This is a genomic window from Viridibacillus sp. d25.2, from assembly GCF_055456015.2.
This window is the reverse complement of sequence record NZ_CM196652.1, coordinates 566,370-589,975: the sequence shown is the minus strand read 5'-3', so window position 1 is coordinate 589,975 and position 23,606 is coordinate 566,370. Positions and strand designations below refer to the sequence as shown.

Below are 23,606 nucleotides of genomic sequence, written 5' to 3'. Positions count from 1 at the left end.
GTAATAAATCCTCGCAATGGACAATCGTCTAAAGAAAAACAGATTAGTAACAATTTATATTTATTAAAAACAATGAGGCGTCCAATACATATACTAAAAGACATCAAAACTAAAAGGATGAGATAGATGTCAGTAATAAAAACGCAACCTTGGCTTTATGAATTTATTGAACTATGTGAAGAGAAGTCTGGTAAAGGGGCATCTTACATACAATGTGAGACACTATGCGGACCACTCGAGGGATTAAAACCTAAAGCCAATAAAGAAGTCTGGCAATATGAACTTCAGAATTATGGACTTTTTGAGCCATATGAATGGACTGACTTAAAAAGCACCGTAAAGAAATTAGAAGAACAAAAAGTTTGGCGAATAGTCGAGGATGAATATCAGTATTTACGGAGGCTATGGAAGGGTCCAAAGGTTTCAATCTATATTTTCCCTATAAAAAACGCAAATATGGAATCACGAAAACAAACCCCCATTAAAAACGGTGTAGCATATAGTGGAGCATTATTTTTATTCGTATCAGTAGATCTTCCGACTAAAGAGCTAAAAGCATTATTGGCCCATGAATATAATCATGTTTGTCGACTAAAATATTTAGATTTGCCTTCGGATAAAATCACGTTGAAAGATTCAATCATAATTGAAGGGCTTGGAGAATATGCAGTAAAAGATTTGTATGGTGAAAAGTGGCTAGGTCCTTGGGTCAATCTCTACTCATTTGAAGATGCTTCTGCTATATGGAAACGACGCTTTGTACCTTCTTTAAACGTTCAAGACATAAAAAATCACTACCCTTTTTTATATGGTAAAACTAGAAGTCCACTCCCAAAATGGATTGGGTATCATCTAGGCTTTCAAATCGTCGATAGCTATCAAAAGAATCACGGCCCTTTTCAAAAAGGGGAATTATACTATAAATCCTCTGACGAAATAATTGCCGGTTCCAAATTTGCAATTGAAGAGTAACTGTAAGAACACCATTTCAATTTTATAATTTCAGTTAGAAATAGCATTTAAAAGCACGGTAACCGATGATATGACGGTAAAGAGGGATTAATTCGTTATGCTCTTCCCATAAATCATAGAGCTCTTTTTTTATGTTATCCGATTGATTGATATCTTCTATTTCACTTGGGCTAATTTCAGATGGTGTATCGATTATTTCAATACGAGTAAATCCAGCTTGCTGTATCTTTATCCGCCATTCTTCTTCACTTATAATTTCTTTGATGCCATATAAGTTGCATACTTTTCTCTGTAATTCTTCCGATAGGTTCTGTTCAGCTGTCATTTCAAGAAGGATTAACCTTCCACCACTTTTCAAAACTCTAGCAAGTTCATGTAATGTCTTCTCAATATCCGTAAACACTATAACGGACTCAGCTATGATGAAATCAAAGGAGTCATCCTTAAAGTTTAAATATTGAGCGTCTCCTTCCATTACATTAACTTTGGCAGGATCATTCTTAAATCGTTCCATTGCTTTTTCTATCATAATTGGATGTTTATCTATTGCAGTCACATGGCAATGATATCGTTTCGCCAAGAAAGCTGACGTCTGCCCTGTACCGCAACCTACATCCAGCGCCAATTCATTCGGTTGAATGCTTTCATTATCTAATATAGATTGGGTTAGATTAAACCCGCCAGGATGTGCACCACCAATTCCAAAGTAAGCCAATAAGTCTAAGTAAGCGTTAGACACTTGATATCCCTCCTATTTTTTATAAGATTATAGTATGCACGCTCTTTAGATATGTAGATGTATAGAGTAAGCACTTACTGAAATTATTACATCGTAGTAAATAATTTTTGATATGCAAAAAGCAACCTCGCAATGATGATTGCAGGGTTGCTTTTTCTTTCATAAGAAACCGACGCTAAAAATTTAGAGTATTAAACTTTTGGTACGGATTATATTTTATCTGCTTTGCTATTTTTCTGTAATTTAGAATCCTTAAAAATGTAATACATCCATTCTTTATCGAATAATCGGAAACCTGGATAAGGATTGTTGATTGCAGGGTTGCTTTTTCTTTCATAAGAAACCGACGCTAAAAATTTAGAGTATTAAACTTTTGGTACGGATTATATTTTATCTGCTTTGCTATTTTTCTGTAATTTAGAATCCTTAAAAATGTAATACATCCATTCTTTATTGAATAATCGGAAACCTGGATAAGGATTGTTGATGGTGAATATATAGAAGAGTTGAAGCAGTATTCCACTGCTTATTTGTTCTAGGAATTCCTGCCTTTTTCAAAAAGGTATTTTTTTTGAGTGAGGTTCACATTTTTGAATAAATGATAAGCTCTTGTAGGAAGATAATATGGAATCCAAATGAAAGGATGAGTTAAAATTATGAGTCAACCGTATTTATGCCCACAATGTCGAACTAACCGTACTCGCTTTGCTATTATTGAACAGACCCCTGTTTATGTAAAATTAGATCCAAAGAGCGGGGAGATTATCCAACAATACGATAATTCGGAGCAACTGCAAATACAATACAATGGGAGTGGATTGCGTGTTCATTGTGGAGCATGTGGTTTAATAGAAGATGAGCAAAGCTTTATCGCTACTGCTAAACACTTAAAATTCGGAGAGGTAACTTCACCGTCACAAACAGCAGTCAATCCTAATGGACAGTTTGCACAAAATCAGTTCGGTCAGCCTTAGATTTTGAAATACATTTTAATTGAATTCCTCTTTTCACAATTCAACCATATACCCTTCAAATTTAAAATAAACTAGCAAAAATATCCCGCCTTTCTAAAAAGCAAAAGAAACCCCTCACCAATTCACTTAAGAATTGCACTGACCTAAAAATATGAGACAAATAAAAACACCTTTCGTTGAAAAAATGGGTATCCTACCTTTAAAACCAACGCGGAGGTGTTTTTTCTATGGGGACAAGAGTCAGTTATTCAGTAGAAATTAAAATGAAGGCAATTGAGATGAGATTAGCTGGGATTCCTGTAAAGCAAGTATTAGAAGAGTTGAATATTCGTAATCACAGTCAATTAAAAACATGGTTGAAATGGTATCGAAATGGCGAATTACATCGGCTTGAACAGCCAGTGGGTAAACAATATACCTTCGGTAAAGGACCTGAATATGGAAGTGAAACCGCAAAGTTACAAGCTGAAAATCGTTATCTAAAACAACAGATTGAAGTATTAAAAAAGTACACAGAGTTGGAGAGGAAGTGGTCTCAAGAGTCGTAGTTCAATTAGTGGAGGAGTTAAAAGGAAGTATGTCAATTGGTGAAATCTGTCTTCATTTAGGAGTTGCCCGTTCGTCTTACTATCGTTGGAAAGCAAAAGTTCATACGCAAACACCAAAGGAGCTTAGAGACCAACAAATTGGTAACTTGTGCAAGCTACACAAATTTAGATACGGTTATCGAAAAATCACAAAATCATTAATAGGTATTAGTGAGAAAACGGTGCAACGTGTGATGCAAAAATATAACTGGCAGTGCCGTGTAAAAGTAAAGAAACGTAAACGTACGGGCCAACCAGCTTACATCGCTCCAAATTTATTAGCTCGCGATTTTAGTGCAACAAAACCATTAGAGAAGCTCGTAACAGATATTACCTACTTGCCTTTTGGACAAACCATGATGTATCTTTCAAGTATATTAGATCTGTTTAATGGCGAGATTATTGCACAAACCATTGGGTCTAAGCAAGATACAGCCTTTGTTTTAGATACGCTCAATCAATTACCTAATTTACCAGAGGGCTGCATTCTGCATAGTGATCAAGGATCTGTATATACATCTTATGTATATCAAAAAACAATCAAAGAAAAGGGAATTACCATGAGCATGTCTTGTAAAGGCACGCCCGTTGATAATTCCCCAATCGAAACGTTTCACTCCTCGCTAAAGTCTGAAACGTTCTACCTCGACGAAATTTACCGCACGACAAATGCACGCGTAATAAATATGGTCGAAGAATACATTTATTATTATAACAATATCCGGATTAAAACGAAATTAAACAGCCAGTCGCCGGTACAATACCGTCAACTGGCTGCAAAATAAGGTGTTTTCTTATTGTCTCAAAAACGATACTCAGTGCCAATCAATGAGGGGGTTTCTTTTTAGTAGATGAGTACTCTAATGCTAGGGTCTTACAAACACAAGGTTAGATAGTGCCTTGTGTTTTTTACTTTGAAAAGCGCATTTAGCGCAGTGAAAGCGTACGTGATGTCTTACCACAATGGTAAGGAGGAACGTAACCTAAGTTCGCGACGTCCTGTCGCAACGGTTACGTGATTCGCATCGTGCGAACCCTACATCATGCCACCCATGCCGCCCATACCGCCCATATCAGGCATAGCAGGAGCTGCTGGTTCTTTAATGTTTGCTACTACTGCTTCTGTAGTTAAGAATAGAGCTGCTACAGATGCTGCGTTTTGTAGTGCTGAGCGAGTTACTTTAGTTGGGTCTACGATTCCAGCTTCGATCATGTTAACCCATTCGCCGTTTGCTGCGTTGAAACCAATGCCGTTTTCTTCGCGTTTTAGGCGGTCTACGATGATTGAACCTTCAAGACCTGCGTTGTTAGCGATTTGACGAACTGGTTCTTCAAGAGCGCGAAGAACGATTTTAACACCAGTTGCTACGTCGCCTTCGTTTGCTGTAGCTACTTCAGCTACTTTATTGTAGATGCTTACTAGTGCAACACCACCACCAGCTACAATACCTTCTTGTACCGCTGCGCGAGTTGAGTTTAGAGCATCTTCAATGCGTAGTTTGCGTTCTTTAAGTTCTGTTTCAGTTGCAGCACCAACTTTAATAACTGCTACACCACCAGCTAATTTAGCAAGGCGCTCTTGCAATTTCTCTTTATCAAATTCAGAAGTAGATTCTTCGTATTGTGCACGAATTTGGCCTACGCGAGCTTCGATTGAACCGATTTCGCCAGCGCCCTCTACTACTGTAGTATGGTCTTTAGTTACAACAACTTTCGCTGCGCGACCAAGCATATCGATTGAAGTTTGTTTAAGGTCTAAACCGATATCTTCAGTGATTACTTGTCCACCAGTTAAGATTGCGATATCTTCTAATAATGCTTTACGACGGTCACCGAATCCAGGAGCTTTAACTGCTACTGCATTGAATGTACCACGAAGTTTGTTTACTACTAATGTAGCAAGTGCTTCGCCTTCTACGTCTTCAGCAATGATTAAAAGTGGTTTACCTTGTTGAACAACTTGTTCAAGTACTGGTAAGATTTCTTGAATGTTAGCGATTTTCTTGTCAGTGATTAAGATGTATGGGTTGTCTAGAATAGCTTCCATTTTATCTGTATCAGTCACCATGTAGTGAGATGCATAACCACGATCGAATTGCATACCTTCTACTACGTCAAGTTCAGTAGTGAAGCCTTTTGATTCTTCGATTGTGATAACGCCGTCATTACCAACGCGTTCCATAGCTTCTGCGATTAATTCGCCAACTTCTTCATCAGCTGCAGAGATAGCTGCTACTTGAGCAATCGCTTCTTTGTTTTCAACTGGTTTAGAAATAGTTTGTAGTTCTGTAATAGCTGTAGCAACTGCTTTGTCGATACCTTTACGGATGCCGACTGGGTTAGCACCAGCTGTAACGTTTTTCAATCCTTCACGGATCATTGCTTGCGCAAGAACTGTTGCAGTGGTAGTACCGTCACCAGCGATTTCGTTAGTTTTAGAAGCTACTTCAGATACAAGTTTTGCACCCATATTTTCGTATGGATCTTCTAACTCGATCTCTTTTGCGATTGTCACACCATCGTTTGTGATTAGTGGTGAACCGAAAGATTTTTCTAGAACAACGTTACGTCCTTTAGGTCCTAATGTTACTTTAACAGCGTCTGCTAATTTATCTACACCGCGAAGCATTAAGCTGCGTGCTTCTTCACTAAATTTAATATCTTTTGCCATTGATGCGTACCCCCTAAATAGTTTTTAGTTTCAGTTATTAGCCGATAATAGCCAAAATATCGCTTTCGCGTAAAATTAAATATTCTTTACCTTCGTATTTTACTTCTGTACCAGCGTATTGAGAGTAGATAACGCGGTCTCCTTCTTTTACGTTAAGTGGAACTGTTGTACCACTGTCAGTCAAGAAGCCAGTACCTACTGCGATAACGTTACCTTCCTGAGGTTTCTCTTTTGCAGAGTCTGGAAGAACGATGCCGAATGCTGTTTTTTCTTCTACTTCGACTAATTCGATAATAATGCGATCACCTAATGGTCTTAACAAGTGAAACAACCTCCTAGAAATGTGGAATTTATATTTTATTAGCACTCTTAAGCAATGAGTGCTAACACAATTCTTATAATAAAGAATTCCATCTTTTTTTGCAAGTAAGAAGCATAAATTATTTTGTTTTCGAAAGCGAGTATTCTACAATAGAGGTAGTATCTTTTTTAAGAGAGGATTTTAAATTTGAAATCAAAGAAAACCGCATTTTTCGTTTTGATTGTCTACATTATTATGCAACTGTCATCTATTCTTTTTTTGAAACCGCTTCTTAGGTTAATACAGAAAATGAATCCTGACCTTAGTTTAAAAACAGCTGTTCTGATGACCCAGGGTTGGTGGATTTTCATCAGTATGGGTACCGCTCTAATTATTTCACTCATTCTTGTAGGGCGTGACAAAGGTTTTTGGCAAGTCTTTAAAGGGGAAAAAGCATCTATTCCTATGTCAATTGGTTGGGGTCTAATCGGATTCTTCCTCGTATTCTTTGGGCAAACAGTTGGTGCTCTTATCGAACAAAGTTTAGGTATTAAAACTGGCTCAGAAAATACAGCCAATTTAATTGAAATTGCAGATGTGGCTCCAGTAGCTATTATAGGTATCGTACTGTTTGGACCGATTTTAGAGGAATTTATCTTCCGTCGTGTTATTTTCGGTTCAATTTTCCAAAAAACTAATTTCTTTATCGCTGCCGCTGTAAGTGCAATTGTCTTTGCTGTTATCCACTTCGACTTTTCACACATAATACTGTATGCAATTTCGGGCTTTATATTCGCGTTTTTATACCATAAGACACAACGTATTATTACATCAATTATTGCTCATATGATGTTAAATGGCTTTGTGACATTAGTACAGCTATATCAAGATGACCTTATGAAGTTTTTAGGACAATAAGATTGCAAGCCTACTCGTTTGAGTAGGCTTTTCTTATATTCAGTTCTATCTATAACTCATTTTTTTATAAAAAAATCCCTCTACTGATTATTCATCAGCCGAAGGATTGTTTGCTAATTCAATTTGACGTTGCTGTTCCGCTTTTAAATACTTGCGGTAGCCTGCACGAGAAATAAGGATACTAATTTCATATAAAACACAAAGTGGTAATGTTACAAACATATGAGACATAATATCTGGCGGTGTAATGATAGCAGCAATGACTAGTAAGATAAAGTACGCAAACTTCCGTACTTTAGCCAACATCATTGGTGTGATTATACCTAAACGTGTAAGGAATAAAACCACTATTGGCAATTGGAAGATGACTCCAAATGGCAATGTTATATGCATTAAAAACTGGAAATATTCATTGATTCCTATAGTTTGCTGAACATCTAATTCCATAGACATTTGCATCATAAACTTAATAATATAAGGGAATAATACCTCATAAGAAAAGACTACGCCACCTAAGAAGAGTAATACACTGTAAGGAATATAGCTCAATGTTACTCTACGTTCTTTTTCATATAAACCTGGACTGATAAATGACCAAATCTGATATAAAATAACAGGTGATGTCATGACAACAGATAGAATGAAAATAACTTGAAAATAGACCTTTACCGGATCTGTTACTTTAAATGAATGTAATTGTAGCTGTTGTGCTTCTTCACTATTAAATTGTAAAAAGTGGATTAACGGTTCCGCTAAAAAGAAGCTACCGATAACACTAATAACAAAGAAAACGGCAACAATGTATAACCGTTTTCTTAATTCTTCTATATGTTCGATAATCGTTAGTTCATTATTGTTCATCCAACTAACATCCTAACTTATTTTTCTTCTACTTTTTTAGTTTCGATGACTTTTTTTGAATCATCTTCGTCATCTGCTAAACCTTTAGTAGCGTTTTTGAATTCGCGGAGAGTAGAACCCATTGCTTTTCCAAGCTCAGGCAATTTCTTCGGTCCGAAAATAAGTAGGGCTACGATCCCAATGATAATAGCACTCCCTGGGCCAATTCCCATACCAGACACCTCCTCATAATATGCTCTTATTTTAACTCATTTCGCTCAATTATGCTATTTTATAAATGTGAATATTTCGAGTTATTCTTCATCATTTCGCATGAAGTATATTAGCGTTTGTAACTCGATAGATAAGTCAATCGTATGCACCCGGATTGAATCTGGTACTGCTATTCTAATCGGTGTAAAGTTTAATATACCTCGTACATTCATCTTCACTAGACGATCCGTCATCATCTGAGCAGAACGTGATGGGACTGTTAAAATAGGAAGCTCTGCTCCGTATTCAACAAACTTGTCCTCCAACGCATCAGGATGGTAAACAGGTATACCACTTATAATTTTACCTTCTATTGGCGCTTTTGTATCAAATGCAACGACAATTTTTGTATTATGGTTTTTTTGAAAATTATATTTCAAAAAGGCGTTTCCTAAATTCCCTACCCCTATAAGGGCTACATTCATTCTCTCATCTTGATCTAAAATATTTCTAAAAAACGCTAGCATTTTTTGAACATCGTAACCGTAACCTTTTTTTCCTAGTGCTCCAAAATGAGAAAAATCTCTACGAATGGTCGCAGAATCAATTTTCATCGCTTCACTTAATTCTCTTGAAGAAACGCGTTCCTGCCCTGCTTTAGCGAAATTTTGAATAAATCGATAATAGAGAGGAAGCCTTTTTGTCGTAGCTTGTGGAATTTTAGTTGATTCTTGTTTCACACAGTTTCCTCCTGCAATCAATCCGAAATCGTTTCAATATTACATGACGATTGAACTCCTGTAAAGTTATCTCATTGCACCCTTCTGCGCAATCCGATAAACTAAGATTGAACTGAGGTGTCTAAAATGATTGTTTTACAAGTCAATCAATTATATAAATCTTACATTGCGGATGAAATTTTAAGTGGCGTTAAGCTAGAAGTACAGCATCGAGATCGTGTTGCACTTGTTGGCCGTAACGGCGCTGGTAAATCTACATTACTGAAAATTATAGCGGGTCAGCTTTCTTATGATTCTGGCGATATCATTATGCCAAAGGATGTTCGTCTAGGATATTTAGAACAGCATGCTGGTTTAGAATCTTCTCTTACTATATGGGAAGAAATGATGACTATTTTCGAACCAATAAAAAAACAAGAACAGCAGTTACGGAACTTAGAGCATAAAATGGCTGATCCAGCAGTTTATGAGGATGCAGAAAATTATGCCAAGGTGATGGCTGAGTACGATCAGTTGCAGCATGATTTTAAAGAGCAAGGTGGCTATCAATACGAAGCAGATACACGCTCCGTATTGCATGGTATGCAATTCTACCCAGCTGATTATGATAAGTATATTTCAGCTCTTTCTGGTGGACAGCGTACGCGCCTTGCACTTGCAAAGCTTCTTTTAACTAAGCCTGATTTGCTAATTTTGGATGAACCGACAAACCATTTAGATATCGAAACATTAAGCTGGCTTGAAAACTATTTAAAAAATTATGACGGCGCTATTTTAATCGTATCACATGACCGCTATTTCTTGGACCAAGTTGTATCTATTGTGTACGAAGTTTCTCGTCATCATGTCACAAAGTTCACAGGTAACTACAGTCGCTATTTAGATGAGAAGGCGAAAAACTATGAACGTGATATGAAAATATTCGAAAAACAACAAGATGAAAAGGCAAAATTAGAAGTCTTTATCCAAAAAAACATCGCTCGTGCTTCAACGACTAAAATGGCTCAAAGCCGTCGTAAAGTGCTGGAGAAAACGGATTGGATGGATTCACCTGATGGCGATGAAAAATCAGCTACATTTACTTTTGGCATCGACCGACAAAGTGGGAATGATGTCATGGCAGTAAATGATGTGGCAGTTGGATATGACGGGAAATTAGTATCGCAACATATTAATATGCGTATTTTCCGTGAAGATCGTATCGCACTTGTTGGACCAAATGGAGTTGGTAAATCTACTCTACTTAAAACTATTGTGAAGGACAAACCATTGCTAGCGGGGGACATTCATTATGGTACGAATATTCAAATCGGTTATTATGATCAAGAACAAGCCAAGCTCACTAGCAATAAAACCGTTCTAAAAGAGCTCTGGGATGAATGGCCATTGATGAATGAAAAAGACATTCGCACAGTACTGGGCCGCTTCCTATTCACTGGTGATGACGTTGGTAAAATCGTACAAGATTTATCAGGTGGTGAAAAAGCACGACTAGCACTTGCCAAACTAATGCTTCAAAAATGTAATTTCCTTATTCTTGATGAACCTACGAACCATTTAGACTTAGATAGTAAAGAAATATTAGAAAATGCGCTCATCGATTATCCAGGCACATTACTATTCGTATCACACGACCGTTATTTCATTAATCGTATAGCGACAAAGGTTATTGATTTAGCAGCTGATGGAAGCTTTGAATATTTGGGGGATTATGATTATTTTTTAGAGAAGAAAAAAGAATTAGAAGAATTAGCAGCTGAAAAGCTTGCCGCAATGCCTCTTCCTAAAGAACAAGCTCCAGTAAAAGTGACTACAGGGGGTAAAATTGATAAGGAAGCGAAAAAGAAAGAACGTCAAATTCGTCGTCGAATCGAAGAAATTGAAGGCAGCATGGCGAACTATGAAGAGCAAATCCGTGTTATAGAAGAGCAGCTGTGTGATCCAGAAATCTTCCCAGATCATGAGAAAGTGATGGCCCTTCAACATCAGCTTGATGAAACCAAAGAGGGACACGAAACAGCTGAAATGGAATGGCTTGAACTAAACGAACAACTTGAAATATTTTAAGAGGAAACCGCGTGTCGATGAGCACGCGGTTTTTGTCGTTTAAGAACAATTCATGTCCCATATATAGGTCAAGTAGAAATTTCACCGATATTTTCTCCACAGGGTTATACACATTATAACTCCTTTATTTTCAATAGATTCATATAGTTATACACATTATTAACAATACAAATTTATTTTACACACATTTATATGTGCAAAAGACAATACTATATGTTGAAAACACACATATTATCCACAACTTATCCACAAATTGTGCATAAGTACGGATGTTCGCATTTTTCATCCTGTGTTCCCATTTTATGAAAAAAAGATCACTTTCTGACGAAAGTAATCTTTTCTTATACACAATTTAGTTTTAATAAATAGAAGTAAAATTATTCATGCCACGATACTAGTTCCATACCCGGGCGCCCATTCATTCCCATATCGCTACGCTTTCCAGCTTCAAACATAAATGTACCTGCAGCAGCAATCATCGCTGCGTTATCTGTACATAGTTTAAGTGGTGGCACGTAAAAAGGAATACCTTCATTTGTAAATGTTTCTTCTAATGATTTGCGCAGACCTTTATTAGCTGAAACGCCACCAGCTGCAATTACTTGCTTCACATTAAACTGACGCGCCGCACGTAATGTTTTTGCTGTTAACACTTCTACAACACTATCTTGGAACCCTTTTGCAACATGTAATGGATTCACCTCGATACCTCGTTGCTCTGCGTTATGTTTATAGTTAATCACTGCAGACTTCAAACCACTAAAACTAAAATCATATGAATCCTCTTCCAACCAAACTCGAGGGAATTTAACTGCTTCATCACTCTCATGCGCCATACGGTCAATATGAGGACCACCTGGATATTGAATATTCAATACGCGAGCCACCTTATCATAAGCCTCTCCTGCAGCATCATCACGTGTTTCTCCAATCAATTCAAATGAGCCATGCTCCTTCATTAAAACAAGTTCAGTGTGTCCACCAGATACGACTAGAGCAAGTAAAGGAAATTCCATCGGTTGCATTAAAGCATTCGCATATATATGCCCTGCAATATGATGTACACCTATTAATGGTAGGCCATTGGCAAATGCAAAAGCCTTCGCTGCATTAATGCCGATTAAAAGTGCTCCAACTAATCCAGGACCTTCAGTTACAGCAACCGCATCCAAATCCTCTGGTTGCATATTTGCTTGCGCTAATGCCTCTTCAATCACTAGTGTCACTTGCTCTACATGATGTCTTGAAGCGATTTCCGGTACCACACCACCAAAACGTTTATGACTCTCAATTTGAGATGCCACTACGTTCGATACAATTTCACATCCATTTTTGACAATAGAAGCTGCCGTTTCATCACAGCTACTTTCGATTCCTAATATATATCGATTTTCCATTATAAATTCACCCACATGACAAGAGCGTCCTCTTGATTATCTGTATAGTAGCCTTTACGGATACCACCATTTTGAAAGCCAAGTTTACGATAAAGATTTTGGGCAACTGTGTTTGTAACACGTACTTCTAAACTCATGACCACAACTGCCCGTTCACGAGCAATACGAATTGCTTCACGCATTAGCCCTTCACCTATTCCTAAACCTCTAGCAGATGCCGTTACTGCCACATTTGTAATCTGACTTTCATCTAATACAATCCACATGCCACAAAACCCTACAATTTGCTCTGTGTCGTCCACAGCAACAACATAGGTAGCTTGTGTATTTGTAGTCATTTCATGATAAAAAGAATCCATCGTCCACGGTGATGGGAATACTTCGACTTCAATTGCATGCACTGCTGGTACATCCGCCACTGTCATCTCTCGATAAGTAATCATCGTTTCACCTATTACTGACCTTTCTGCTCTTTTATCCAATTTGCCTCAGCCTCAGCTATACGACGATACTGAGGTACAAATGAATGTACTGCTTCAATATCAGGTAATTCCTGTTGTGAAGCTAATCGGATTAGCTGACTAGCACTAGGCAGATCCAGTGTAAAAGGAGCACGTACTGCATGATCTCCTAGTTGAACTTGAATTGACTCCCAAAATAAATCCACATCATGTCCAACGAACATCACAGGTACATTTAGGTCCTTTAATTTTTCAAGTAATCCCTGCAAGCTATAATGCCCATCCTCAACTACTGACGTAAGACTTGCTGACGTATTATAAGCACCTGCATAGACATTTTGCCTTCTCGCGTCAATAATAGAGCATACAACTCCATTATAAAGTACTGCATTTGCCGCTAAGAGCTTTAAGCTAGAAATACCAACTAGTGGTTTTTTCAACGTCCAAGCAAGTGTCTTAGCAATCGTAACACCAATGCGCACACCTGTATAAGAACCTGGACCCTCACCAACTGCAATTGCATCAACTTCAGCCGGTTTTATCTTCGTTCTTTCAAACAATCGCTCAATTGCAGGCATCGCCCCAATTGAATGATTTAATTTAATATTCGCTACTTCCTCCGCAACAACTTGACCATCTTTTACAATTGCTACAGCTAGCGGGGAATTCGATGTATCTAATCCTAACCAAATCATTTCATTAACTCCTCACACAATCGTTCATAACGCTTACCGATTGGTTTCAATAAAAATCGTCTTTTATTCTCATCTATTCGATGGATTTCAATCCCTAGACGTTCAGCAGGCAGATCTTGTTCAATAAGGTGAGCCCATTCTATTACAGATACAGCATCACCGAAAAATAGCTCATCCCAGCCTAAATCCTCATCGCTATCAGCTAGTCGATAGACATCTAAATGATTGAATGGCAACCTACCTTCATATTGCTTTAAAATCGTAAAGGTTGGACTATTTACTGTACGTGTAATTCCCAATCCTTTAGCCAAAGACTGTGTAAAAGTCGTCTTACCTGCGCCAAGATCTCCTTCGAGTGTAATTGCATCTTGTGCTTCCAGCAAAGCAGCCAGTTTCAAAGCAAGACTTTTTGTTTCTTCTAATGAATTAACCAATATCTCAATTGTCATTCAACCTTATCCTCTCAAACTTACATTAACTATAGTTTACCTAAAGCACCGCAAATGTTCAAAGTGAACGGGCAAAAAATTTTAGACATAAAAAAATAACACAGCTACATTAGCTGTGTTTACATTTGAATTTAAAAGTAAATGGCGGTCCGGACGGGACTCGAACCCGCGACCTCCTGCGTGACAGGCAGGCATTCTAACCAACTGAACTACCGGACCATTTCTTTAAGACAAGATTTATTATATCAGGTAATCTAGCCTTTGACAATAGAATTTAATAAAAAAAATTACTTTTACATAAAATATTTTTACTTTTTCTAGCTAATATGGCTCTATTCAAGCATTTCTACTACTTAAAACTGTCTGTTATTTTTAACTATGATCCAAAATAAATCAAAAATTAGTAATCTACAATCATTAATAGACACGATAATGACATTACATAAACTCTCCATAAAGGGTATTATTTAAAACTTGTAAATTTCCGTCTGTCTTAAATAACGAAATTCCATCCAAGTAATACTTTTGAAACTCTTTAATAACATTTCAGCATTTAGATTAGCCTTTAAATAGATAGACATGATTCTACTATTCCAAATCCCTGTGATCGTACAAAAATCTTTGCTATTCATGACTTTCACGTAATTTATATATTTAAGACAAATAAAAAAATACAACTGATTAAATCAGTTGTGCTTTAGTGTGCCTAGCAACGTCCTACTCTCACAGGGGGAAACCCCCAACTACCATTGGCGCTAAAGAGCTTAACTTCCGTGTTCGGCATGGGAACGGGTGTGACCTCTTTGCCATCATCACTAGACTATATTCGACTTCCAATACACATCGCATTACTTCGTCAATTTTACTCATTCAAATCCTCATGTACAAAAGTACATTCCGGTTTTCATTCGTTCATTTCCTCGTACTGCTCGTGTCTTGAAACTCTTATTTGAGAACTTGTTCTCTCAAAACTGGATAAATTACATTGAAGTTTGTTAAGTAAAATTTGGTTAAGTCCTCGATCTATTAGTATTCGTCAGCTCCGTATGTCGCCACACTTCCACCTCGAACCTATCTACCTCATCGTCTTTGAGGGATCTTACTTACTTGCGTAATGGGAAATCTCATCTTGAGGGGGGCTTCATGCTTAGATGCTTTCAGCACTTATCCCGTCCACACATAGCTACCCAGCGATGCCCTTGGCAGAACAACTGGTACACCAGCGGTGTGTCCATCCCGGTCCTCTCGTACTAAGGACAGCTCCTCTCAAATTTCCTACGCCCACGACGGATAGGGACCGAACTGTCTCACGACGTTCTGAACCCAGCTCGCGTACCGCTTTAATGGGCGAACAGCCCAACCCTTGGGACCGACTACAGCCCCAGGATGCGATGAGCCGACATCGAGGTGCCAAACCTCCCCGTCGATGTGGACTCTTGGGGGAGATAAGCCTGTTATCCCCGGGGTAGCTTTTATCCGTTGAGCGATGGCCCTTCCATGCGGAACCACCGGATCACTAAGCCCGTCTTTCGACCCTGCTCGACTTGTAGGTCTCGCAGTCAAGCTCCCTTATGCCTTTACACTCTACGAATGATTTCCAACCATTCTGAGGGAACCTTTGGGCGCCTCCGTTACTCTTTAGGAGGCGACCGCCCCAGTCAAACTGCCCGCCTGACACTGTCTCCTACCCCGCTAAGGGGCATGGGTTAGAAGTTCAATACAGCTAGGGTAGTATCCCACCAACGCCTCCTCCGAAGCTGGCGCTCCGGAATCTCTGGCTCCTACCTATCCTGTACAAGCTGTATCAAAATTCAATATCAGGCTACAGTAAAGCTCCACGGGGTCTTTCCGTCCTGTCGCGGGTAACCTGCATCTTCACAGGTACTATAATTTCACCGAGTCTCTCGTTGAGACAGTGCCCAGATCGTTACGCCTTTCGTGCGGGTCGGAACTTACCCGACAAGGAATTTCGCTACCTTAGGACCGTTATAGTTACGGCCGCCGTTTACTGGGGCTTCAATTCGCACCTTCGCTTGCGCTAAGCACTCCTCTTAACCTTCCAGCACCGGGCAGGCGTCAGCCCCTATACGTCACCTTACGGTTTTGCAGAGACCTGTGTTTTTGCTAAACAGTCGCCTGGGCCTATTCACTGCGGCTCTCTCGGGCTTTCACCCTACTAGAGCACCCCTTCTCCCGAAGTTACGGGGTCATTTTGCCGAGTTCCTTAACGAGAGTTCTCTCGCACACCTTAGGATTCTCTCCTCGACTACCTGTGTCGGTTTGCGGTACGGGCACCTTTTACCTCGCTAGAGGCTTTTCTTGGCAGTGTGAAATCAGGAACTCCGGACATACGTCCTCGTCATCACAGCTCAACGTTATAGAAATGGGATTTGCCTCATTTCACGCCTCACTGCTTGAACATGCATAACCAACAGCATGCTTACCCTATCCTACTGCGTCCCCCCATTGCTCAAATGGTAAATAGGTGGTACAGGAATATCAACCTGTTGTCCATCGCCTACGCCTATCGGCCTCGGCTTAGGTCCCGACTAACCCTGAGCGGACGAGCCTTCCTCAGGAAACCTTAGTCATTCGGTGGACGGGATTCTCACCCGTCTTTCGCTACTCATACCGGCATTCTCACTTCTAAGCGCTCCACCAGTCCTTCCGGTCTGACTTCACAGCACTTAGAACGCTCTCCTACCACGGACATCTAAGATGTCCATCCACAGCTTCGGTGAATTGTTTAGCCCCGATACATTTTCGGCGCAGCGTCACTCGACCAGTGAGCTATTACGCACTCTTTAAATGATGGCTGCTTCTGAGCCAACATCCTGGTTGTCTAAGCAACGTCACATCCTTTTCCACTTAACAATTACTTTGGGACCTTAGCTGGTGGTCTGGGCTGTTTCCCTTTTGACTACGGATCTTATCACTCGCAGTCTGACTCCCGTGCATAAATCACTGGCATTCGGAGTTTGTCTGAATTCGGTAATCCGGGATGGACCCCTAGTTCAAACAGTGCTCTACCTCCAGGATTCTCTATCACGAGGCTAGCCCTAAAGCTATTTCGGAGAGAACCAGCTATCTCCAGGTTCGATTGGAATTTCTCCGCTACCCACACCTCATCCCCGCACTTTTCAACGTACGTGGGTTCGGGCCTCCAGTAAGTGTTACCTTACCTTCACCCTGGACATGGGTAGATCACCTGGTTTCGGGTCTACAACCACATACTCATTCGCCCTATTCAGACTCGCTTTCGCTACGGCTCCGTCTTCTAAAACTTAACCTCGCATGTAATCGTAACTCGCCGGTTCATTCTACAAAAGGCACGCTATCACCCATTAACGGGCTCTAACTACTTGTAGGCACATGGTTTCAGGATCTATTTCACTCCCCTTCCGGGGTGCTTTTCACCTTTCCCTCACGGTACTGGTTCACTATCGGTCACTAGGTAGTATTTAGCCTTGGGAGATGGTCCTCCCAGATTCCGACGGAATTTCACGTGTTCCGCCGTACTCAGGATACACTCAAGAGAGAATGAACTTTCAACTACAGGGCTGTTACCTGCTCTGGCGGGCCTTTCCAGACCGCTTCGTTTAACTCATTCCTTTGTAACTCCATATAGAGTGTCCTACAACCCCAAGAGGCAAGCCTCTTGGTTTGGGCTATTCCCGTTTCGCTCGCCGCTACTCAGGGAATCGATTTTTCTTTCTCTTCCTCCAGGTACTTAGATGTTTCAGTTCCCTGGGTCTGCCATCAAGACGCTATGTATTCACGTCAAGATACTGCTCCATTACGAACAGTGGGTTCCCCCATTCGGAAATCTCCGGATCAAAGCTCACTTACAGCTCCCCGAAGCATATCGGTGTTAGTGCCGTCCTTCTTCGGCTCCTAGTGCCAAGGCATCCGCCATGCGCCCTTAATAACTTAACCTAAAAGTTAGTTATTAAGCCTAAAAAACTTAATAATAAAAAATGTGTTACTTAATTTGCTTCAATGTCGTTTTATCCAGTTTTCAAAGAACAAGGTTTTGAAGATCATTTTACAATGAGCCTTCAAAACTGAACGCAAGACGTTAATCGACAGATCCAAGATCTGTTTCCGTAATTATCCTTAGAAAGGAGGTGATCCAGCCGCACCTTCCGATACGGCTACCTTGTTACGACTTCACCCCAATCATCTATCCCACCTTCGGCGGCTGGCTCCATAAAGGTTACCTCACCGACTTCGGGTGTTACAAACTCTCGTGGTGTGACGGGCGGTGTGTACAAGGCCCGGGAACGTATTCACCGTGGCATGCTGATCCACGATTACTAGCGATTCCGGCTTCATGTAGGCGAGTTGCAGCCTACAATCCGAACTGAGAACGATTTTATGAGATTAGCATACCCTCGCGAGTTAGCGACTCTTTGTATCGTCCATTGTAGCACGTGTGTAGCCCAGGTCATAAGGGGCATGATGATTTGACGTCATCCCCACCTTCCTCCGGTTTGTCACCGGCAGTCACCTTAGAGTGCCCAACTAAATGATGGCAACTAAGATCAAGGGTTGCGCTCGTTGCGGGACTTAACCCAACATCTCACGACACGAGCTGACGACAACCATGCACCACCTGTCACCAATGTCCCCGAAGGGAAAACTCTATCTCTAGAGCGGTCATTGGGATGTCAAGACCTGGTAAGGTTCTTCGCGTTGCTTCGAATTAAACCACATGCTCCACCGCTTGTGCGGGCCCCCGTCAATTCCTTTGAGTTTCAACCTTGCGGCCGTACTCCCCAGGCGGAGTGCTTAATGCGTTAGCTGCAGCACTAAGGGGCGGAAACCCCCTAACACTTAGCACTCATCGTTTACGGCGTGGACTACCAGGGTATCTAATCCTGTTTGCTCCCCACGCTTTCGCGCCTCAGTGTCAGTTACAGACCAGAAAGTCGCCTTCGCCACTGGTGTTCCTCCAAATCTCTACGCATTTCACCGCTACACTTGGAATTCCACTTTCCTCTTCTGCACTCAAGTCTCCCAGTTTCCAATGACCCTCCACGGTTGAGCCGTGGGCTTTCACATCAGACTTAAGAAACCACCTGCGCGCGCTTTACGCCCAATAAATCCGGACAACGCTTGCCACCTACGTATTACCGCGGCTGCTGGCACGTAGTTAGCCGTGGCTTTCTAATAAGGTACCGTCAAGGTACGTTCAGTTACTAACGTACTTGTTCTTCCCTTACAACAGAGTTTTACGATCCGAAAACCTTCATCACTCACGCGGCGTTGCTCCATCAGACTTTCGTCCATTGTGGAAGATTCCCTACTGCTGCCTCCCGTAGGAGTTTGGGCCGTGTCTCAGTCCCAATGTGGCCGATCACCCTCTCAGGTCGGCTATGCATCGTTGCCTTGGTAGGCCGTTACCCCACCAACTAGCTAATGCACCGCGGGCCCATCTAGTAGTGACAGCCGAAACCGCCTTTCAGCATTTTGCCATGTGACAAAATGGATTATTCGGTATTAGCCCCGGTTTCCCGGAGTTATCCCAATCTACTAGGTAGGTTGCCCACGTGTTACTCACCCGTCCGCCGCTAAATCAGAAGAAGCAAGCTTCTTCATCATTCGCTCGACTTGCATGTATTAGGCACGCCGCCAGCGTTCGTCCTGAGCCAGGATCAAACTCTCCATAAAAGTAGTTTGAAAGCTCATTAGCTTTGCTAGCGTATCATCCGAAGATGATATCTATTTCGTTTTGATCCATCAACAGAGTTGATGTCCAAAAACATTTATTGATTAACGTCTTGCATGTTCAGTTTTCAAGGTTCATAAATTATATTGGAGCGGGTGAAGAGAATCGAACTCTCGACAACAGCTTGGAAGGCTGTGGTTTTACCACTAAACTACACCCGCATTGATATTATAATTTTTAAAAAATATGGCGCGCCCGGCAGAAGTCGAATCCACAACCTTCTGATCCGTAGTCAGACGCTCTATCCAATTGAGCTACGGGCGCATATCGTATATTATATATTGTAAACTTTTTGGTGCGGTCGAGAGGACTTGAACCTCCACCGAGTCAACCTCGACTAGGCCCTCAACCTAGCGCGTCTGCCATTCCGCCACGGCCGCATTTCAATTGAAACATGATAGGTTTCTATTATATCACCTAAAAACATAATGTCAAGTTAAAATGGTGAGTCATGCAGGATTCGAACCTGCGACCCTCTGATTAAAAGTCAGATGCTCTACCAACTGAGCTAATGACTCGTAGCTAAAAGAATGAAAATGGCTGGGGTACCTGGATTCGAACCAGGGCATGACGGAATCAAAATCCGTTGCCTTACCGCTTGGCTATACCCCAAAAAGTAAATGGCGGTCCGGACGGGACTCGAACCCGCGACCTCCTGCGTGACAGGCAGGCATTCTAACCAACTGAACTACCGGACCATATAAAACTTGGTGACCCCTACGGGATTCGAACCCGTGTTACCGCCGTGAAAGGGCGGTGTCTTAACCGCTTGACCAAGGGGCCATATGGCTCCGAAGGTAGGACTCGAACCTACGACCGTCCGGTTAACAGCCGGATGCTCTACCACTGAGCTACTTCGGAAAAATTTGTTGCATTTTGTCGTCATCACCTTGTCGACTTTTATTATTATAGACAGGTATTTAGAAAAGGTCAAGCGTTTTTCTAAAAAAACTTTTAACCAATTTGCTTAATGTGCCCTGAACACTTGCTACAACGGTATTTGGAAGGGTTCATTCTTATCTTCCTAACATAGTTTGTACCGCATTTTATACATATATAAGTATAACTTTTATTAGCGTTCTTCCCCTTTTTCTCAGTTAAGTTAGAACAGTATCTAGGAGCATTGGCGTTCTTTAATAGGAGGCGGAAATCCGCATCACGATGTTTATAACCCTTTCCTTCTATATGAAGATGATAATGACATAACTCATGACGAACAATTCCTTCTACTTCTTGAATACCGAACTTTTCAAAGGCTTTCGGGTTAATCTCGATATTATGTGATTGCAATAAGTATCTACCACCTGTAGAGCGTAGTCGCTTATTAAAATAAGCTTGATGCCTAAACGGTTTATGGAATACGTTCTCTGAGATTTCTATTACAAGGTTTTGCAACTCTTCATCTGTCATCTTATTCTCCCCTTTCTTCTATAAAATAAACCCCGCTTTATGGCGAGGTTTATTCTTTCTACTATATTAATCGATTTGTTTTGCCGGTGGAAGCATTGTTAACGCAATTCTTCCTTTATCTTTTTCAATCTTTTCCACCCACACAGTTACGATATCCCCGAGTGCTACTACATCTAGAGGGTGCTTTACAAAGCCATTTCTCAATTTAGAAATATGCACAAGGCCATCTTGCTTCACACCGATATCAACAAATGCACCGAAATCGACTACGTTGCGCACTGTCCCTTGCATCTCCATTCCCGTCTGCAAATCTTCCATTTTCAAAATATCTTTCTTCAATAATGGTTGAGGGAATGCATCACGTGGATCACGAGACGGTTTCATCAATGTATCGATGACATCTTTTAACGTTACTTCTCCTATATCCCACTGTGCGCTTAAAGTTGCAATGTCCAGGTTAGCTAGCGCTTGTTCAGCTTCTGCTGTCCCTAGCTGTTCCTTCTTAATAGAAGCAGCTTCAAGCAATTGATTGGCAAGATCATAACTTTCTGGGTGAATACCTGTAGCGTCTAACGGATTTTTCGCTTCAGAAATTCGTAGAAAACCGATTGCTTGTTCATAAGTCTTAGCCCCTAAGCGTGGAATCTTCTTCAACTGGGTACGAGCTATGAATTTCCCGTTTTCACCACGGACTTTAACAATGTTCTCTGCAACTGTTTTTGAAAGCCCTGAAACATATTGTAAAAGTGAAGATGATGCAGTATTCACATCTACACCAACTTGGTTAACAGCTGTTTCAACGATGAAAGTTAAAGAATCTGCTAGCTTTTTCTGAGATACATCATGCTGATATTGCCCTACGCCGACTGCTTTCGGTTCAATTTTTACAAGCTCAGCAAGTGGATCTTGTAATCTTCTTGCAATTGAAACAGCACTACGTTGTTCAACTTGTAAATCCGGAAACTCTTCACGCGCCACTTCTGACGCTGAATACACACTTGCCCCAGCTTCATTGACAATAACGTAAGCTGTCTCGCTAATTAACTCTTTCAAGCATTCTGCTACAAACTGTTCTGACTCACGAGAAGCTGTCCCATTACCAATAGCAATAATAGATATTGGGTACCTTTGCAATATGTCCTTGAATACCTTTTTGGATTGTACAGGATCTGCTTTAGGCGGATGTGGGTAGATAACTGAGATTTCAAGCATTTTACCTGTATCGTCCACAACAGCCAACTTACAACCCGTTCGATACGCTGGATCTAGTCCCAATACATAGCGATCTTTTAATGGCGGTTGCAAGAGTAGGTTTCGTAAATTTTCAGAGAAAATATGAATCGCTTGAGCTTCTGCCTTTTCCGTTAGCTCTCCACGTAATTCTCTTTCAATAGAAGGTTGAATTAATCGTTTGTATGAATCTTCTATCGCTAACTCCACTTGTTTAGCTGCGGGTGAGTATGTACGTGGTATCCATTCCGTACACATTAATTGATGTACTCGTTCTACCGGTACAGCAATATTGATTTTCAAAACATCTTCCTTTTCACCACGATTGATGGCTAATATACGGTGAGGAACAATTTTATTAATCGGTTCTTCGTATTCATAGTACATTTCATAAACAGATTTTTCGTCTAAATTTTGATCTTTTACCGCTGAAAGAATCTTGCTATTTTGCCATGATAGCTTACGGATTTTCTCACGAATAGTCGCATCATCTGCAAAACGCTCTGCTAAAATATCGCTAGCACCTTGTAACGCTTCCTCAACTGATTTCACATTTTCATTGATATAAGGTGCAGCTAAATCTTCAAGTACCGTTGACTTAAATTTCATCAACTCATCCGCTAAAGGCTCTAACCCTTTTTCTTTAGCGATTGTAGCTTTTGTTCTACGTTTTTGCTTATAAGGACGATATAAATCTTCAACCCGCTTTAGGACAGTTGCCGCTTCTATATCTTTTTTCAATTCTTCGGTTAACTTTCCTTGCTCATCAATAAGGCGAAGCACTTCTTCTTTTCGTTGTTGTAGTTGTTGTAAATAATGATAACGGTCTTCGATTGCTTTAATTTGGACTTCATCAAGTGAACCAGTCACTTCTTTACGATAGCGCGCTATAAATGGCACCGTATTTGAACCTTCTAACAATTCGATAACTGATTCTACTTGTTTTGGTCGGATGCTAAGTTCTTTCGAAATTAATTGCTGCATTTTTTTGTTGTCCATTCAGTCACAACCTTTCTCTATCTTATTTATATTATCATATAGGTAAGTCCAAATACTCTTGTCGCCCAGCAATGCATCACCTTTGCATTATTTTACAATAAATAAAAAGCCTACTCCAAAAGAGCAGACTCCTAACATCAAAGTTTCTATTGTTATTTTGGCTCTCGCCAACCAACACCGCTTTAATAAGGTGTCCATTCTTCCAACTGTAA

At 40.5% G+C, this 23,606-nt stretch carries 17 protein-coding genes, 9 tRNA genes and 3 rRNA genes; 5 read left to right on the top strand and 24 right to left on the bottom strand.

Annotated features, from left to right (window positions below; genetic code table 11):
• Nucleotides 1-126: 126 nt before the first annotated feature.
• Nucleotides 127-972, top strand: coding sequence for a DUF2268 domain-containing putative Zn-dependent protease (locus ACZLO7_RS03010; RefSeq protein ID WP_464940182.1), 846 nt, complete (start codon nt 127-129; stop codon nt 970-972).
• Between the two features lie 34 nt (nt 973-1,006).
• On the opposite strand, the gene ACZLO7_RS03005 is transcribed toward ACZLO7_RS03010, so the two are convergent.
• Complete coding sequence (locus ACZLO7_RS03005; RefSeq protein WP_464940183.1) at nt 1,007-1,711, bottom strand: class I SAM-dependent methyltransferase; 705 nt, start codon at nt 1,709-1,711, stop codon at nt 1,007-1,009.
• A gap of 656 nt (nt 1,712-2,367) precedes the next feature.
• On the opposite strand from ACZLO7_RS03005, the gene ACZLO7_RS03000 reads away from it, so the two are divergent.
• Nucleotides 2,368-2,685, top strand: coding sequence for a DNA alkylation repair protein (locus tag ACZLO7_RS03000; RefSeq protein WP_464940184.1), 318 nt, complete (start codon nt 2,368-2,370; stop codon nt 2,683-2,685).
• A 227-nt stretch (nt 2,686-2,912) separates the two neighbouring features.
• A protein-coding gene (locus tag ACZLO7_RS02995; RefSeq protein ID WP_511261380.1) for an IS3 family transposase occupies nt 2,913-4,057 on the top strand; the annotation gives its coding sequence in 2 pieces (ribosomal slippage) (nt 2,913-3,186 and nt 3,186-4,057; 1,146 coding nt in all).
• Between the two features lie 251 nt (nt 4,058-4,308).
• On the opposite strand, the gene groL is transcribed toward ACZLO7_RS02995, so the two are convergent.
• Together groL and groES are read right to left on the bottom strand one after the other, a co-directional pair.
• Nucleotides 4,309-5,943 (bottom strand): chaperonin GroEL, encoded by a 1,635-nt coding sequence (gene groL / locus ACZLO7_RS02990; RefSeq protein ID WP_464941383.1) that lies wholly within the window; start codon nt 5,941-5,943, stop codon nt 4,309-4,311.
• Nucleotides 5,944-5,980: 37 nt separating this feature from the next.
• Nucleotides 5,981-6,265: a co-chaperone GroES gene (groES, locus tag ACZLO7_RS02985; protein WP_038179465.1), complete on the bottom strand. Its 285-nt coding sequence runs from the start codon at nt 6,263-6,265 to the stop codon at nt 5,981-5,983.
• 186 nt (nt 6,266-6,451) lie between these two features.
• Between groES and ACZLO7_RS02980 the strand changes: the two genes are divergently transcribed.
• Nucleotides 6,452-7,162 carry a CPBP family intramembrane glutamic endopeptidase gene (locus ACZLO7_RS02980; protein ID WP_464941382.1) on the top strand — a complete coding sequence of 237 codons (711 nt, stop codon included), beginning with the start codon at nt 6,452-6,454 and terminating at the stop codon, nt 7,160-7,162.
• A gap of 87 nt (nt 7,163-7,249) precedes the next feature.
• On the opposite strand, the gene tatC is transcribed toward ACZLO7_RS02980, so the two are convergent.
• From tatC to ACZLO7_RS02965, 3 genes are all read right to left on the bottom strand, one after another.
• Nucleotides 7,250-8,023 (bottom strand): twin-arginine translocase subunit TatC, encoded by a 774-nt coding sequence (gene tatC / locus ACZLO7_RS02975; RefSeq protein ID WP_464941381.1) that lies wholly within the window; start codon nt 8,021-8,023, stop codon nt 7,250-7,252.
• A 17-nt stretch (nt 8,024-8,040) separates the two neighbouring features.
• Nucleotides 8,041-8,235: a twin-arginine translocase TatA/TatE family subunit gene (locus ACZLO7_RS02970; protein WP_427754048.1), complete on the bottom strand. Its 195-nt coding sequence runs from the start codon at nt 8,233-8,235 to the stop codon at nt 8,041-8,043.
• An 81-nt stretch (nt 8,236-8,316) separates the two neighbouring features.
• A complete protein-coding gene (locus ACZLO7_RS02965; protein WP_464941380.1) occupies nt 8,317-8,955 on the bottom strand; it encodes a redox-sensing transcriptional repressor Rex in 639 nt (212 codons plus the stop codon).
• Nucleotides 8,956-9,081: 126 nt separating this feature from the next.
• Here ACZLO7_RS02965 and ACZLO7_RS02960 point away from each other — a divergent pair, with 126 nt between their 5' ends.
• Nucleotides 9,082-11,022, top strand: a complete 1,941-nt coding sequence (locus ACZLO7_RS02960; protein WP_464941379.1) for an ABC-F family ATP-binding cassette domain-containing protein — start codon at nt 9,082-9,084, stop codon at nt 11,020-11,022.
• A gap of 377 nt (nt 11,023-11,399) precedes the next feature.
• Here ACZLO7_RS02960 and tsaD read toward each other — a convergent pair whose 3' ends face one another.
• The 18 genes from tsaD to ACZLO7_RS02870 form a co-directional block, all read right to left on the bottom strand.
• Nucleotides 11,400-12,419 carry a tRNA (adenosine(37)-N6)-threonylcarbamoyltransferase complex transferase subunit TsaD gene (gene tsaD, locus ACZLO7_RS02955; protein WP_464941378.1) on the bottom strand — a complete coding sequence of 340 codons (1,020 nt, stop codon included), beginning with the start codon at nt 12,417-12,419 and terminating at the stop codon, nt 11,400-11,402.
• Entirely contained in the window at nt 12,419-12,862 is a 444-nt protein-coding gene (rimI, locus tag ACZLO7_RS02950; protein ID WP_427754066.1) for a ribosomal protein S18-alanine N-acetyltransferase, read from the bottom strand. Before rimI ends, tsaD begins: the two co-directional genes overlap by 1 nt.
• An 11-nt stretch (nt 12,863-12,873) precedes the next feature.
• Nucleotides 12,874-13,575: a tRNA (adenosine(37)-N6)-threonylcarbamoyltransferase complex dimerization subunit type 1 TsaB gene (gene tsaB / locus ACZLO7_RS02945; RefSeq protein ID WP_464941377.1), complete on the bottom strand. Its 702-nt coding sequence runs from the start codon at nt 13,573-13,575 to the stop codon at nt 12,874-12,876.
• Nucleotides 13,572-14,024 carry a tRNA (adenosine(37)-N6)-threonylcarbamoyltransferase complex ATPase subunit type 1 TsaE gene (gene tsaE, locus ACZLO7_RS02940; protein WP_464941376.1) on the bottom strand — a complete coding sequence of 151 codons (453 nt, stop codon included), beginning with the start codon at nt 14,022-14,024 and terminating at the stop codon, nt 13,572-13,574. Before tsaE ends, tsaB begins: the two co-directional genes overlap by 4 nt.
• Nucleotides 14,025-14,166: 142 nt before the next feature.
• Nucleotides 14,167-14,243 (bottom strand) — tRNA-Asp (locus ACZLO7_RS02935).
• A 485-nt stretch (nt 14,244-14,728) separates the two neighbouring features.
• A 5S ribosomal RNA gene (rrf, locus tag ACZLO7_RS02930) occupies nt 14,729-14,844 on the bottom strand.
• Nucleotides 14,845-15,030: 186 nt separating this feature from the next.
• A 23S ribosomal RNA gene (locus ACZLO7_RS02925) occupies nt 15,031-17,960 on the bottom strand.
• A 184-nt stretch (nt 17,961-18,144) separates the two neighbouring features.
• Nucleotides 18,145-19,697, bottom strand: a 16S ribosomal RNA gene (locus ACZLO7_RS02920).
• The 16S, 23S and 5S rRNA genes sit together here with 9 tRNA genes alongside, the layout of an rRNA operon.
• 145 nt (nt 19,698-19,842) lie before the next feature.
• Nucleotides 19,843-19,916: transfer RNA gene (locus ACZLO7_RS02915), tRNA-Gly, on the bottom strand.
• A 26-nt stretch (nt 19,917-19,942) separates the two neighbouring features.
• Nucleotides 19,943-20,019 (bottom strand) — tRNA-Arg (locus ACZLO7_RS02910).
• A 29-nt stretch (nt 20,020-20,048) separates the two neighbouring features.
• Nucleotides 20,049-20,135: transfer RNA gene (locus ACZLO7_RS02905), tRNA-Leu, on the bottom strand.
• A gap of 62 nt (nt 20,136-20,197) precedes the next feature.
• Nucleotides 20,198-20,273: transfer RNA gene (locus tag ACZLO7_RS02900), tRNA-Lys, on the bottom strand.
• A gap of 19 nt (nt 20,274-20,292) precedes the next feature.
• Nucleotides 20,293-20,367: transfer RNA gene (locus ACZLO7_RS02895), tRNA-Gln, on the bottom strand.
• Nucleotides 20,368-20,376: 9 nt separating this feature from the next.
• Nucleotides 20,377-20,453 (bottom strand) — tRNA-Asp (locus ACZLO7_RS02890).
• 10 nt (nt 20,454-20,463) lie between these two features.
• A tRNA-Glu gene (locus tag ACZLO7_RS02885) sits at nt 20,464-20,538 on the bottom strand.
• A gap of 3 nt (nt 20,539-20,541) precedes the next feature.
• A tRNA-Asn gene (locus ACZLO7_RS02880) sits at nt 20,542-20,616 on the bottom strand.
• A 93-nt stretch (nt 20,617-20,709) separates the two neighbouring features.
• Nucleotides 20,710-21,165 (bottom strand): SprT family protein, encoded by a 456-nt coding sequence (locus ACZLO7_RS02875; protein WP_464939087.1) that lies wholly within the window; start codon nt 21,163-21,165, stop codon nt 20,710-20,712.
• Between the two features lie 66 nt (nt 21,166-21,231).
• Complete coding sequence (locus ACZLO7_RS02870) at nt 21,232-23,394, bottom strand: Tex family protein (protein WP_464939086.1); 2,163 nt, start codon at nt 23,392-23,394, stop codon at nt 21,232-21,234.
• Nucleotides 23,395-23,606: the final 212 nt, after the last annotated feature.

Bases quoted from the DNA above. Each gene is read 5' to 3' on its own strand.
- groL (WP_464941383.1), bottom strand. From the start codon at position 5,943: ATGGCAAAAGATATTAAATTTAGTGAAGAAGCACGCAGCTTAATGCTT.
- ACZLO7_RS02875 (WP_464939087.1), bottom strand. From the start codon at position 21,165: ATGACAGATGAAGAGTTGCAAAACCTTGTAATAGAAATCTCAGAGAAC.
- ACZLO7_RS03010 (WP_464940182.1), top strand. From the start codon at position 127: ATGTCAGTAATAAAAACGCAACCTTGGCTTTATGAATTTATTGAACTA.
- ACZLO7_RS02960 (WP_464941379.1), top strand. From the start codon at position 9,082: ATGATTGTTTTACAAGTCAATCAATTATATAAATCTTACATTGCGGAT.
- rimI (WP_427754066.1), bottom strand. From the start codon at position 12,862: ATGATTACTTATCGAGAGATGACAGTGGCGGATGTACCAGCAGTGCAT.
- ACZLO7_RS02870 (WP_464939086.1), bottom strand. From the start codon at position 23,394: ATGGACAACAAAAAAATGCAGCAATTAATTTCGAAAGAACTTAGCATC.
- tsaE (WP_464941376.1), bottom strand. From the start codon at position 14,024: ATGACAATTGAGATATTGGTTAATTCATTAGAAGAAACAAAAAGTCTT.
- tatC (WP_464941381.1), bottom strand. From the start codon at position 8,023: ATGAACAATAATGAACTAACGATTATCGAACATATAGAAGAATTAAGA.
- ACZLO7_RS02970 (WP_427754048.1), bottom strand. From the start codon at position 8,235: ATGGGAATTGGCCCAGGGAGTGCTATTATCATTGGGATCGTAGCCCTA.
- ACZLO7_RS03000 (WP_464940184.1), top strand. From the start codon at position 2,368: ATGAGTCAACCGTATTTATGCCCACAATGTCGAACTAACCGTACTCGC.
- tsaB (WP_464941377.1), bottom strand. From the start codon at position 13,575: ATGATTTGGTTAGGATTAGATACATCGAATTCCCCGCTAGCTGTAGCA.
- tsaD (WP_464941378.1), bottom strand. From the start codon at position 12,419: ATGGAAAATCGATATATATTAGGAATCGAAAGTAGCTGTGATGAAACG.